The following is a 13,166-nucleotide window of genomic DNA, read 5'->3' on the forward strand; positions in this document are numbered from 1 at the left end:
TTTCCCGATTTAATTCTTGCAAAGAATCGAAAGAAAGCCGAAATACAATATAGGTTTTCCCGGATCAGCATGCCCGACTCTTTACTCTCCGTGCTTCATTCCTTCTTCTATCCGGTTAAGGAAGGAATTCTCGCCTTAGACACGGAAACGGAGAAAATTTTATACGTCAATCCGACTCTCGAAAACCTGCTCGGTTATTCCGGAGAAGAACTCAGAGGCAAACCTCTCGATTTCATTCTCCCCAGTCCGAACAATCCGAGAGAAACGTTCACGATCAAACGCAACGAACCTCTCAAAGTCTATTGGCAGTTAAGGGACAAGCACGGACAAAGAAAGCTCGTCAACTTTACCATCAACACTTCCAGCTTCGGGGGAAAAGACGTCTTTCTTTTTTACTTCACGGATCGATCCGAGATCCAACAGACCGAACTCAGACTTTATTATATGCAAAGTATCTTAAGAACCCTACGGCTCTTGAGACAAAACCTGAGATACTTGACTTCGGAAAGTTCCGTCTTTCAAAAACTCTGCGACACTTTAAAGGAGAATCCGCATTACTTTTTGGTCTGGGCGTTCTACTTTAAAGAAGGAGAATTGCAGGTCATCGGTCAACGGGATATGAATCCGGTCCTCAAGCAGCAGATTCATTCATTCATTTCTTCTAATGCTCTCTTTCCGATGCGCAACCTGATCGAAACGAAGGAGAATTTCATCATCCACGAGTTCGGAAACGGAAAATACGCCGAATGGGAATCCCTTTTTGCGGATCACAAATTCCGCAGAAGTCTTTCGATCGGAATCCGGGAAAAAGGACAACTCCTAGGAGGAATCGAAATTCTTTCTTTGGAAGGGATGGCCTTCGATTCCGGAGAGAATTTTCTTTACGAGGAGATCATCTCCGACGTCCACAGCTCGCTTCAAAACGCGAAAACGGAACGAACTCGTATCGAAAACTCGAAAAAACTTCAGTTTCAGGGAGCGCTTCTCAACTCGATCGAGGTTCCGTTGATCTCGACGGACGACGAGGGTTATATCACGTACGGAAACCGAAGTCTCGAAAAAATATTAGGAGTTTATAAAGAAGATTTCATCGATCTTCCCATCGAGGAATTCTTAAATCTCACTCCTTCGGTTTTGGATCGTCTTTCCAAGGAAGAATTCAGAACCGAAATCAAGATGAAAATTTTTCCGGGAATAGAAGCGCCGATGCTCCTCGCCTCCTCCCGAATTCGGGACGAATACGGAAATTCGATCGGAACGATCCTTCTCCTGCTCGATATCACCGAACAAAAGAAAAACGAGGAACTGATCCGTTCTTCGGAGATCAAACTCAGAAATCTTTTTTCAGCGATGAACAACGGAATCGTGATTTTGACCCCCGAAGGAATCGTTCTCGAAGTCGCGCCGATTCTCAAATTTCTTTTATTCCAAATTTTGAATGTAAATCCCGGAGAGGATTTCTTTTCGTTATTTGCCGAGAACGTTTCGGACGAACTCAAAGCCGGAATCAAAAGCTGTCTCGATTCGCAAAGAGCGGTCTTTTTGGATCTTCCGATCCAATTCATCGCGGAAGAGGAAAACTTCTTCTCGATCAAGATTCTCCCTTTAAAAAAATACAGGGAAGAAGGCGAAGCGGTGATGCTGATTTTCTCGGACGTCACTCAGACCAAACTCCTCGACAAACAACTCTACGAAACCGCAAGATTCGCCTCCATCGGAGAACTCGCCGCCGGGATCGCGCACGAAGTCAACAACCCTCTGCAAGCGAGTCTTTTGTATCTGGAAGATCTCATCGAAACCGAGGAAACTGATCCGATCGAACGTCAAAAAATTTACAAACGAATCGAAGCGGCGAGCATTCGAATCCGCGATCTCATCAAATCCCTTTTGGATTTGGGAAGGACGGTAACGCGGGAAAAGGAACTCGTTTCTCCGTATTATATTCTTCTTCGAGCCTGCGAGTTGATCGAAGTTTCCTGTAGAAAGAACGGAATCGAACTCAAACGGATCGCAAGCCCCGATCTTCCTAAAATCCGCGTTGCATGGCAGGAAATCGAACAGGTTTTGATCAACTGTATGGTCAATGCGATCAACGCAATCTCCGAAATGGATGTAAAACCGGCTTCTCCCAAAATTACGATCAACGCCAGAAAAGAATTTCATTTGAATCGGGATTCGATTCTTTTTACAATTTCAGATAACGGTCCGGGAATGACGAAAGAAGTTCGAGATAAGGCGTTTCTACCTTTGTTTACGACTCGAAGAGGAAAACAAGGAACGGGATTGGGTCTTGCCATTTCACAAAGGATCATTTCCGAACACAACGGAACGATTTCTTTGGACTCTTCTCCCGGAAACGGGACTAGGGTTTTGATTCGCCTTCCCATATAGATCGGTTTTTCTGGTAAAATAGCGTTGTCCTATGGAATCCAAGTCAACATCAGTACTCGTGATCGACGACGAATCCGAAATCCGCACGGTTCTGGAAAGAGTCATTTCCAGAGAAGGGTATCGCGTGTTCCTTGCAAAGGATTACGATTCCGCTCTTGAAATCATCAAAAGTCAAAACATCGACATCGTGATCTCCGATATCGTGATGAACGGCAAAAACGGAATCGAAGTCACGAAGGAAATCCGCAAAATCAACGAAAACATTCCCGTCATCTTAATGACCGGAAATCCCGATCTCACCACCGCCGAGGAAGCCGTCCGCAACCGAGCTTTCGATTACATCTCCAAGCCGATCCGAAGAACGAGCATCTTGGAAGTTCTCGAAAAAGCCAAAGTGGAAAAGGAAACCCGCGATCAACACGCGGAAACCCTCATCAAGTCGGCGACGGAGAATACGAAACTCGCACAGAGAGCCAAGGATCTTTATTTACAAAATTATAATATTCTCAGCGCAACGAGCGACTGCGTCATCACCCTCGACCAGAACCTCAACTTCTCCAGCATGAATCAAGCCGCGTTAGACGCATTCGGTTATCCGGAGGAGGAAATCATCGGAAAACACTTCAACATCCTGATCCCTCCCGGCAGAGAAAACGTATACATGGAAAAGGTTGCACAGCTCCTCAAGCGTAAGGTCAAAAAACAAATCGCGAGAATCAACCGATCCGATCTCAAAAGTAAAAACGGAGAAGTGCGGACATACGACATCTCGATCTGTTATTACGACATCGAAGGTCAGACCTATTATACCGGAATCGCGCGGGACATCACGAGCAAACTTCTGATTTCGGAAAAACTCATCGACGCGGAAAGGCGCGCATTCCTTTCCACGCTCGCGTCGAGCATCGGACACGAAATCAACAACTCTCTGACGGCCATTCAAGGACATATCGAAATCGCAAGACTTCCCGATTCTACGGAACAGACGCGTCAAAAGGCGATTCAGATTACTTGGAGTCAGTTGATCAAACTCAAAACGCTTACGAACAACCTGCTTCAACTCGGTAAACCGGGCGACAACTTAAGAAAGTCTTCCGAACCGATCAACCTAAATGATTCCGTGGAAAGCGTGATCGACGTTTTTCAGAAAACTTCGCGGCTCAAACACTGTGTGATTCATTTTAAGCCGGAACCCAATCCGGTGCTGGTCGAATCGAATCAGGATCAGCTCTCTCTGCTCTTATCCAACATCATGCTGAACTCCGCGGACGCGACGGGCAATCGGGGAAATATTAGTATTTCCGTATATATTAGAAATCATCACCCCGTCGTCTCGATTTTGGACGACGGGGTCGGCATGAACGAAGAAGTGATTCAAAAAATCTATCAACCCTATTTTACGACCAAGGGAATCGGAAAAGGAACAGGACTCGGAATGTTCGTCGCAAAAGAAATCGCCGATCAATACGGAATCAGAATCGAAATCGAGTCGGAACCGAACTCGGGAACGGAATTCCGTTTGGTCTTTCCGGATAAGGTATAAGCATCCATGAGCAACGCTGCCGCAACAACCCTTACCGAACAAGAACTGAAATTTTTGGAATACGGCGGTAAATTCCCCGAAAAGATTTCACCGATCACATTGGAAGCTTCCGATCGGAAGTATTTCCGGGTCCAATACCCGGATCGAACGTTGATACTCTGTAAAGACGTTCGTTTTCAACACGACTTCATCGACGTCGCGGAGTTCTTATCGCACGAACACTTTCACGTTCCCGAAATTCTAAAAAAGGATCTGATTCACTTTTTGATCCTAATGACGGACGGAGGAGAAAAGGATCTCACTTCGATCACGGACGACGTGGAATACCGGGAATGGCTCGTAAAGTCGATCGAGATTTTGGTAAAACTGCAAAAGACGCATCCGATTCCTCCCGTAAGTTCCCGGGAATTCGACGTGGAAAAACTCGGGTTCGAAAGCAAGTTCACATATTCAAATTACCTAAAGCTTCAGAAACAATTCAATCTCAAGACGCAGCTTCGAAGTGAAGTAAAGATATTCATCGAGGAATGTTCGGCGTTTCTCGCCGAATATCCGGTCAAGGTGTTTTGTCACAGGGATTTTCACGGAAGAAATCTTCTGATCAATCCGCAAAATGAAATCTGCATGATTGATTTTCAGGACGCGAGAATGGGAACTCCGTTCTACGATCTTTCCAGCATTCTCTACGACGCATACAGACCGATTCCCTTCGCGATGCGGCAGGGACTCTATCAGCTTTTTCTAAAATTGAGCGAACAGAATTTTCCTAGATCCAAGGAATGTTATTACATTCAATGTCTGCAGCGTTCGTATAAGGCGTTAGGTTCTTATTTTTATCTAGTCGCGGACAAGAAGATGGATAGATACAGACCCAGCATTTTGAGCGCGCTCGATAATCTATTGGAAATCGTACAAGCGGGTTTGTTCCCGGATCAGTTGTATGTCTTCTTTCATCTATTAAAGGAAGAACTTCTGGAGAATTCCTCCTTTAAAAAAGGACTCAAACCTTGAGAGAAACGTTTTGAAATTTTTTATCCCCGCCGCCGGTTTCGGAACGAGAATGAAGGAGCTGACCAAAGACCTTCCTAAACCTCTGCTTCCTGTGAACGGAATTCCTCTGATTTATTATTCTCTCTTTCAAGCCTGGATGCAAAACGCGGAGGCTGCGGTCGTCAACACGCATTATCTCGGAGGGAAGATCAGAAAGGAACTGAAAGACTTTCAACCTTTTCCTCTGTTTTTTTCGGACGAAACCGAAAAGATCTTAGGGACCGCGGGCGGAATCGTAACCGGACTTACTCGAGCCGGTTGGATGGGTGAAACGATCGGAATCGTGAATCCCGATTTCCTTTATTTTCCCGAAACAGGTTTTCGACTCCCGACCTCGCTTCCGGAAAACGATTGTCTTTTGTATTTAATGTCTCAACCGTCAAATGCGAGTTATACGGGACTAGGACTCGACGAAGGGAAGGTCACGTTCGGAAGCGGAAACCTTTTTTACATCGGAATCTCTGTGTTGAACAGCGCGGTGTTAAGCGACATTCAACCCGAAACGTTTTTCGATCTTTCCAATATGTTCCGCGGGCTTTCCGCAAAACGAAGATTAGCCGGAGAAATTTTTCCGGGCGAGGCGATCGACCTCGGTGAAAAAGAATATTATCTTTCTCTAAAGAATCGGGACTTTTCACCGAACCTCGGAGAACGGTGGCCGGAATTTTTGGATCTCTGCGGTTTAAGGATTCAGAGATAGGAAGAAAGGCACCAGGCGCAGATTCCATTTCCGGCGCGAATCGGCTCCGGAATTCCCTTTACGGGGATGTCGTCCGGAATTTTGGAAAAGAAAATCCGATCGTCCACCGTTCTCCCGCAAAAACTGCAACGACTCGTTTTCCAAGGAAGTTCGGCTTCTTCGTGGCTTTCTTTCGGAAACGGAAGAATCTCCTCGTCGTTCAGGATTTTTTTGCGGATGCTCCGATATTCCTCTCCGAAAGGAACTTCCAAACGCGAAGTATGAACTTCTTCTCCCGAACCGATACGAAGCAGTTCCGGTTTCAATCCGGTTTCCCTGAGCATCAATATCGAAAGCGCAAGTCCGATGTCCCGTCCTTCACGGTCCGCCGGATAACAATCGTAGTAGTCCATCAAATTCTTAAATTCCATCGCGGCCGAAAGATACTTTCTTAGGCGCTCTTCCATAAACGGAATCAGTTTAGAATTGTGTAATACTTCCGCGGCAAGGCCCGTATCGTTGTGACGAATGATCACTTTTAAAAACAATCCTTTCGTTTTGAGAGCGTTTCGCACAGCCTTGGCGTCGAACGTATGTAAGAATTTCCTAAATTCTTCCTCGCTGGCATCGAAGGCGCTTTGATCAAAAGGATCGATCCCCTTTTCGAAGGAAAAATAGTCGCGCAGGTTGGACATGGCGGCGCGCAAAAGCATTTCCTGAATCACGGAATATACGACAGGCGCCAAATCGTTCTTATTATAATTTTCGAGACAGAGCTTTACGAACTTTTCCAAGTTGGTCCGAAACGAATCGTTGAGGATATAACCGGTAAGCTCGATCCGGGTTCCGGATTCGATCGCCCGCAGAAGGCGGGTCCATCTTTTGAATTCTTGGTCCATTTTTGCTTCGGGGAAAAATTCCCCGGCAAAACTACCTCAACTTCGAGATAAAAGAAACCTATTTTTAGGCCGGAAAAAAAATATGCCAACCCCGGTTTCGGGAACGAGTAAATTCCCAAGAACCGGGATTGGCACAATTTGGAGATCCGTAAGTTGCAAACAGTAATAAGGACAAAGATAAAATCGATAATAATAACGAACCAGCAACCTCAAGGGTCAAAAGCACGGCGCTGTATATTACGAAAATAACGAACAGAGAATGGTAAGACATATTTCCCCCGTAAGGACAAAACTAGAAAACGTAAGGACTAGTTATACGAGAGAAGGAGGCGGTAAATTCAGCAGATTTAGAGTTTGGATGTTACAGAAATGGAATTGGAACCTATCCTGGAGGGAAGTTATTTTGCCCTTGAATACGAATAGAATGTTTTTGTGGGTTAAAGAGAGGAAACTGAAAAGGAATTCGGATTCCTCTTCCAATTGGACCGGCTCTTTATATTCGGATTCAATCCCGTCTATGATCTGTTTTTGGGTAGGCAACTTCCCAGGAAGATTGCTGGAAAAAGGGGTAGAAAACGTAAGAAACAGAAACGCCAAAGCGAGGACGCCCGTCAGCGAAATGCTGATTTTGTTTCTAAGCCCTTTCATGCCTTCATAGCGTGCTGAATTTTAAAACATGTCAAGCAGTAAAATAATTTTCATCGAAAAGATAGAATGACCGGAATGTATACGGGAAGAAACGCTAAACGATAGTGTTATACGAACGAATCCTTCAGTTTCCGAGAATTCTTTTGCGAAGCGATTCTCCCTCTTTCTCAAAACCGTTCTTATTCAAAAGGGCGAACATATTCTTTTTATAGGTCTCGACTCCGGGCTGATCGAACGGATTGACTCCGAGGGAATAACCGGAAATCGCGCAAGAATACTCGAAGAAATACATTAACTCCCCCAAGGACTTCGGCGAAATATCGGAAAAGATCAATTCCAAACAAGGAACACCGCCGTCCGCGTGCGCGAGAAGAGTTCCAAGACGCGCTTGTTCGTTCACGTGACCAAGCGTATTTCCGGCCAAGAAATTGAGAGAATCCAGATTGTCGGGTGTAGGTTTTAAAGTCAGATCGGAGCGGATTTCGACCGGACTTAAAACGGTCTCAAACAGAATCCGTTTCCCTTCCTGAACGTATTGACCGAGGGAATGAAGATCGGTGGTAAAGTCCATGGAAGCCGGAAAAATTCCCTTATTCTCCTTACCTTCGCTTTCTCCGAAAAGCTGCTTCCACCATTCGGAGAGATAACGCAAAGAAGGATTAAAATTCGCTAATACTTCCACATGTCTTCCGGAGGATAAAAAATAATTCCTGAGAGCGGAGTAATGCGTGGCCGGATTAAGCAGCGGATTCGACTCCGAATGTAAAACTTCCAGAATATTCTGAAATCCTAATATAAAATTTCGAATCTGGATTCCGGCTACGGCGAGCGGAAACAGCCCGACCGGCGTCAAAACGGAATATCTTCCTCCCACGTCGTCGGGGATCGTAAACGTTTCGAAACCTTCCGAGTCGGCGAAAGTCTTCAAAGCGCCCTTGGAGGAATCGGTGGTGGCTACGACTCTCGAAGCGGCCGCGTTTCCGTATTTTTTACGGAGAAGTTCCCAGAAAAGACGGAATGCGATCGCAGGTTCGGTGGTCGTTCCCGATTTGGAAATTACGTTTACCGAAAAATCCTTATCTTCCAAATATTCCATCAACTCGGACAAATATCTGGATTCGAGATGATGTCCCGCAAAGACGACTCCCGGATTTCCTTGGGAAGGTCTTTGAAAAAAAGGAAGAGTCGCCTCCAGAACGGCGCGCGATCCCAAATACGAACCGCCGATTCCGATAACGACCACCACTTCGGAAGAGGCACGAAGTCTTTGTGCCGCTTGGATGATTTTTTCGATTTCCGATTCTTGGATTCGTTTCGGAAGATCCAACCAACCCAAATATTCGTTTCCCTTTCCTTGAAGGGAATGAAGCGTCTTTCTTGCGGATTCCGCCTTTGCCAAAAAGGGTTCGAATTCCCCGGAAGGAACAAACGAAGAAGCGAATCTGGTTTCCAATCGAATCATAAATTATTACGAAGTATCTTTTTTACGTTATGATTTCGGAAACGGCCGCGAAAATTCTACCGAAAAACGAACGCTGGAACAGTTTAGAAAAATGGAATCGAGGGGCAAGAAAAAACCAAGTCTTCGCGACGGAGAAGGATTGACGGAATCCGAGCGTCCATCAATCTTTCCGGGATTTTCAAACCGTATTTACCAAAATGAATCAAGATGAATTAGCGGAAATTCTCCGGAAAGAATTCTCCCCGAGCAGTGAAACGATCCGATTTTTTTCAGCGCCGGGAAGAATCAACATCATCGGCGAACACGTGGACTACGCGGGAGGAATCGTATTGCCGGCGGCGATCGATTTTTCGATTCGGATCGCGATCCGTAAGAACGAAGTCCGCAAGTTCAGAATCTTCTCCGTTTCAACGGGTGAAAAAATCGAATCCCCGTCCGCCGCTTACGATTCGAAACATTCTTGGGTGAATTACGTTTATGGAGTGATCGACGAGTTTCAAAAGCTCGGTCTCGTCCCGGACTTTTTCGATTTGGTCGTTTGGGGAAATATTCCGCAAGGAGCGGGACTTTCTTCCTCCGCTGCGTTCGAGGTCGCGGTTGCATTCGCGCTTTCGGAAATTCACGGTTGGAATTTTTCCAGAGAAGAAATCGCTCTGCTCAGTCAAAGGGCGGAGAACCGTTTTGTCGGAGTGAACTGCGGAATCATGGATCAATTCGCGATCGCGACCGCAAAGGAAGGTTTCTGCATCGCATTGAATACGGAAAATCTCCGATATGAATTCTACGAAATGCGTCTCGACGGTTATGAATTCTATCTGATCGATTCCAAAGTGAAACATTCTCTTAAAGACAGCGCTTACAACGATCGCAGAAAGGAAGTCGAATCGGCGTTTCAGAAAATCAAAAAGCACAGACCGGAACTCGCGACCTTATATCAAGCCGAACCGGAGGATGCGGAGAATTCTTCCTTCGGTCTGAACGAAACCGAAATCCGACGAGCAAGACATGTCACCTCGGAACGATATCGAACCCGCAACATGATCGGGAATTTGAAGTCGGGTAATGCGGAAGAAGCGGGAAAAATCCTATTCGAATGTCACGATTCCCTCTCCAAAGACTACGAAGTTTCGTGTGAAGAGACGGATTTTATAGTCGAAGAACTCAAGGCCGAAGGTGTCCTCGGCGCGAGAATGATCGGAGGCGGTTTCGGCGGTTGCGTTTTGATACTGGACAAAGCGGGAAGAAAAGATATACTGTTCGAGAAAATAAAAAGCCGTTACTTTAAGAAATTTGAAAGCAACCCCGAGTTGTATACGTTCCGAATTTCGGACGGAGTCAAAGAATTCTAAAAATCCGATTTTAAATAGAACTGGAGATAAACGAAATGGGAGCAGACGATTCTCTTAGCCTCGACGGCGACGAAGTGGATTTTTCAATCAACGAACTCAAGGTGGCTCTTCAAAAGGAGGACGTTCCCGGAAATTTTCCGAAGGACGCGGTCGTCCTGAAAATCAGCGGCGAAATCAATCTCTATTCCGCACACGCTTTAAAGGAGAAAATCTTCGATCTGATCGATAAAGGTTTTGTTTTTATTTTCGTGAACATGGAAGACATCCGTTATATCGATTCTTCCGGTCTTGCTGTTTTTATGAGCACCCACGCAAAGCTGGTCAAAAACGGAAAGGGAGGAATCGCGATATTCTCTCCTTCTTCCCAGGTGAATAAAATCCTGGAACTTACGAAATTAAAATCGCTGATCCGCGTGACCGGAACTCTGACGGACGCGATGAACATTATTATGAATTGATTTCCCCTTTGAATGAAAAACAGAAAATTAGAATATTCAAATCACATAAATCATCTTTTAAGCTGCAGAAAATGTCCCAAAATGGAAGGCAATCCGGTTCACGGTTGTGTTCCTTCCGCGAGAATCATCAGTTTAGGTCAGGCGCCCGGAGTTCACGAGGAACGGTTCGGCAAACCCTTCGCTTATACCGCCGGAAAAACTCTCTTCGGTTGGTTCAGAAAAATCGGAATCGAAGAGGAAACCTTTCGTACCAAGGTGAACATGTCCGCGGTTTGCCGTTGTTTTCCAGGAAAGGCCAAGAGCGGAGATCGTAAACCGGACTCGGACGAAGTTTCGAACTGTTCGGAGTTTCTGGAGTTCGAGGTTCGTTTTCACAAACCGGAGCTTTTAATTCCTATCGGAAAACTCGCGATCGATCAGTTGATCGAAATCAAAAAATACAAACTGGAAGATGTAATCGGTCAGCGATTTACGAGAGAATTCCACGGAATCAACGTGGATTGGATTCCGTTGCCCCATCCGTCCGGACTCAACGTCTGGAATCATACGGAAATCGGCAAAAGGCTGATAGAACAGGCCCTGAACAAACTCAAAAAACATCCGGTCATCCGGGAGGAATTCTCCCTTTAAAACTATATTCAAAAAGAATAAATAACTTTCACGAATGCGCCTGCAGAAGCTCCCGCAAAGCTTCCTCCAGATTCGGATATCGAAACGTAAAACCGGATTTGGAAAGTCGTTGCGGAACGACCTTCTGTCCCTGAAGAATCACGTCCGCTCCGTCCTCGAACAGAAACTTCAACACGCTCGCGGGAACTCGAAAAAACGCGGGTCGCCTTAACACGCTTGCAAGCGTTTTGGTGAACGTCTCGTTGTCAACGGGATGAGGAGAAACCAAATTGAAAGCCCCGCTAAGTTCCTTGTTTTCGATCAAATGAAGAATCGCGCTCACCATGTCTTCGATATGAATCCAACTGAGAATTTGTTTTCCCGAACCGATCGGGCCGCCCATCCCGAGCCGAAACGGAGAAAGCATACTTTTCAAAGCGCCGTCGAACGGACTCAAGACGATCCCCGTTCTAATTTTTACGAGACGAATTCCTATGTTCGTTACGGGTTGGGCGGCCGCTTCCCAATCAGCGCATAACGTTGCGAGAGAATCGCGGCCCAAAGGAGATTCTTCCGAAAATGTGTTCGCATCGTCCTCATACGAACCGTAATAACCGATAGCCGAACCTTGAATCAAAACTTCCGGGGGAGTATCCACGACCGTTTGCAAAGAAGCGGCTAAGTTCTTCGTATAATCGACTCGGGAAGATCGGATTTCCTGTTTTACTTTTTCCGTCCAGCGAACACCCGCGATCGGAAAGCCCGCAAGATTTACGACGGCGTCCAATCCCTGCAGATCCTTGGACTTAGGAAAAGTTCCCGCGACGATTTCCAGATTTTTTTGGCCGCGAAGCAACGGGGGAATATCGGAAAAACGGCTGAAAATTCTCACGAAATTTCCGGTTTGAAGCAAACGATGCGCCAATGTTCTTCCGATCAAACCGGTTCCGCCGGCAATTCCTACTTTCATAGTTGATTCCTTTCTTCTATTGTTCGGTTTTTGAAAACGCAAGAATCCTGATTGCCCAAACGGAGGAGTTCCCGCAATTTTGATCCTGTGATTCCTAAAAACGTTCTCTTCAAAAGTTTAACCTTAATTTTCCCAATCGCAATCCTATCCGGAAATCTTTATTTATGGAATACCACAAAGAATCGAATCGAGACGTACACCGAACGTCCTCCGTTTTTGGCGTTCGATTTTACGAACTCGTATCTTTCGGATCGGAACTCGAGAATTTCTCATTTGTTGGATCGTAACAAGGCGACCACGTGGACAAAGCTACGGGGTTCCGACCTGAAACAGGATTTTCTCGTGGAACTCAGACAAACGCATCATCTCCAAAATGGAAAGCCCGAAATTTCCAACTGGAAAACTCTTCATGTTGTCGGTTGTCCGGAAACCGTCGGCGAACTAAAGTTGGAAATTATCTTGCGAGAATCCATCGACATGGACAAAGAATTGCGATTGCCGAAGGATCAAATCCTCGGCGAACAAGTTCTCCGTTTTTCCGAATCCAAACATTTCGAAATCCCGCTTGGGCAATACTATCGGCCGGGGAAAAGCGAGGAGTTCCCACAAAACATGTTTCTCTGGACGGTCGGCGGAACTTGGTTGGAGAAATCTCCGAAAAGCTCCGACAAAAGCAAAACACTTTGTCTCGAAGACATTTGGCTCGGCGAAGATTGAAAACCGAAGCTGAAAACGATTTTCGGTGAAACTTGAGAATGAGAAGGTCTGCGAGGAAAGCCGGAGAAAGAGCGAAACGTTTTGAAGGAGTTCCCGCAAAAACTGGGGAGAACGACGGGAATCGAACCCGCGACGGCCAGTACCACAAACTGGAGCTCTACCAACTGAGCTACGTTCTCCGTCTCTGCTCATCCTGGTGACCCGAGAGGGATTCGAACCCCCGACCCACTGCTTAGAAGGCAGTTGCTCTATCCAACTGAGCTACCGAGTCTTGGGAGGATTTGAAAATCGGGATGATAGGATTTGAACCTACGACCCTCTGCTCCCAAGGCAGATGCGCTACCCCTGCGCTACATCCCGTTTCCGACTCCATGTTTTTAAAAACAGCCGC

The 13,166-nt window shown here is 46.0% G+C and carries 12 protein-coding genes and 3 tRNA genes; 8 read left to right on the forward strand and 7 right to left on the reverse strand.

Features of this window, described 5'->3' with window-relative positions:
* Nucleotides 1-69: 69 nt before the first annotated feature.
* Genes LFX17_RS15480 through LFX17_RS15495 form a run of 4 tightly spaced genes read left to right on the forward strand, consistent with a single transcriptional unit; the run spans nt 70 to nt 5,684 of the window.
* On the forward strand, nt 70-2,391 hold the full coding sequence (locus tag LFX17_RS15480) for a PAS domain S-box protein (protein ID WP_238747265.1): 2,322 nt from the start codon (nt 70-72) through the stop codon (nt 2,389-2,391).
* A 31-nt stretch (nt 2,392-2,422) separates the two neighbouring features.
* Nucleotides 2,423-3,934, forward strand: coding sequence for a hybrid sensor histidine kinase/response regulator (locus LFX17_RS15485; protein ID WP_238731007.1), 1,512 nt, complete (start codon nt 2,423-2,425; stop codon nt 3,932-3,934).
* Between the two features lie 6 nt (nt 3,935-3,940).
* Nucleotides 3,941-4,945: an aminoglycoside phosphotransferase family protein gene (locus LFX17_RS15490; protein ID WP_238747266.1), complete on the forward strand. Its 1,005-nt coding sequence runs from the start codon at nt 3,941-3,943 to the stop codon at nt 4,943-4,945.
* 10 nt (nt 4,946-4,955) lie between these two features.
* A complete protein-coding gene (locus LFX17_RS15495) occupies nt 4,956-5,684 on the forward strand; it encodes a sugar phosphate nucleotidyltransferase (protein WP_238747267.1) in 729 nt (242 codons plus the stop codon).
* Here LFX17_RS15495 and LFX17_RS15500 read toward each other — a convergent pair.
* From LFX17_RS15500 to LFX17_RS15510, 3 genes are all read right to left on the reverse strand, one after another.
* Nucleotides 5,675-6,562 (reverse strand): hypothetical protein, encoded by an 888-nt coding sequence (locus LFX17_RS15500; RefSeq protein ID WP_238747268.1) that lies wholly within the window; start codon nt 6,560-6,562, stop codon nt 5,675-5,677. The genes LFX17_RS15495 and LFX17_RS15500 overlap by 10 nt on opposite strands.
* 312 nt (nt 6,563-6,874) lie before the next feature.
* On the reverse strand, nt 6,875-7,210 hold the full coding sequence (locus tag LFX17_RS15505; RefSeq protein ID WP_238731011.1) for a hypothetical protein: 336 nt from the start codon (nt 7,208-7,210) through the stop codon (nt 6,875-6,877).
* 124 nt (nt 7,211-7,334) lie between these two features.
* Nucleotides 7,335-8,672 (reverse strand): glucose-6-phosphate isomerase, encoded by a 1,338-nt coding sequence (locus LFX17_RS15510; RefSeq protein WP_238731012.1) that lies wholly within the window; start codon nt 8,670-8,672, stop codon nt 7,335-7,337.
* A 197-nt stretch (nt 8,673-8,869) separates the two neighbouring features.
* Between LFX17_RS15510 and galK the strand changes: the two genes are divergently transcribed.
* Genes galK through LFX17_RS15525 form a run of 3 tightly spaced genes read left to right on the forward strand, consistent with a single transcriptional unit; the run spans nt 8,870 to nt 11,109 of the window.
* Nucleotides 8,870-10,021, forward strand: coding sequence for a galactokinase (gene galK, locus LFX17_RS15515; protein WP_238747269.1), 1,152 nt, complete (start codon nt 8,870-8,872; stop codon nt 10,019-10,021).
* Between the two features lie 35 nt (nt 10,022-10,056).
* Entirely contained in the window at nt 10,057-10,479 is a 423-nt protein-coding gene (locus tag LFX17_RS15520; protein WP_238731014.1) for an STAS domain-containing protein, read from the forward strand.
* A gap of 12 nt (nt 10,480-10,491) precedes the next feature.
* Nucleotides 10,492-11,109, forward strand: a complete 618-nt coding sequence (locus LFX17_RS15525; RefSeq protein WP_238731015.1) for a uracil-DNA glycosylase family protein — start codon at nt 10,492-10,494, stop codon at nt 11,107-11,109.
* A 28-nt stretch (nt 11,110-11,137) separates the two neighbouring features.
* Here LFX17_RS15525 and LFX17_RS15530 read toward each other — a convergent pair whose 3' ends face one another.
* Nucleotides 11,138-12,058: a TIGR01777 family oxidoreductase gene (locus tag LFX17_RS15530; RefSeq protein WP_238747270.1), complete on the reverse strand. Its 921-nt coding sequence runs from the start codon at nt 12,056-12,058 to the stop codon at nt 11,138-11,140.
* Between the two features lie 87 nt (nt 12,059-12,145).
* Here LFX17_RS15530 and LFX17_RS15535 point away from each other — a divergent pair, with 87 nt between their 5' ends.
* A complete protein-coding gene (locus tag LFX17_RS15535) occupies nt 12,146-12,775 on the forward strand; it encodes a hypothetical protein (protein WP_238731017.1) in 630 nt (209 codons plus the stop codon).
* Nucleotides 12,776-12,878: 103 nt separating this feature from the next.
* Here LFX17_RS15535 and LFX17_RS15540 read toward each other — a convergent pair.
* The 3 genes from LFX17_RS15540 to LFX17_RS15550 all read right to left on the reverse strand — a co-directional run bounded on the left by LFX17_RS15540 (nt 12,879) and on the right by LFX17_RS15550 (nt 13,135).
* Nucleotides 12,879-12,954: transfer RNA gene (locus tag LFX17_RS15540), tRNA-His, on the reverse strand.
* Nucleotides 12,955-12,969: 15 nt separating this feature from the next.
* Nucleotides 12,970-13,046, reverse strand: a tRNA-Arg gene (locus tag LFX17_RS15545).
* 17 nt (nt 13,047-13,063) lie between these two features.
* Nucleotides 13,064-13,135, reverse strand: a tRNA-Pro gene (locus tag LFX17_RS15550).
* Nucleotides 13,136-13,166: the final 31 nt, after the last annotated feature.

This window comes from Leptospira sanjuanensis (assembly GCF_022267375.1).
Lineage (GTDB): Bacteria > Spirochaetota > Leptospiria > Leptospirales > Leptospiraceae > Leptospira > Leptospira sanjuanensis.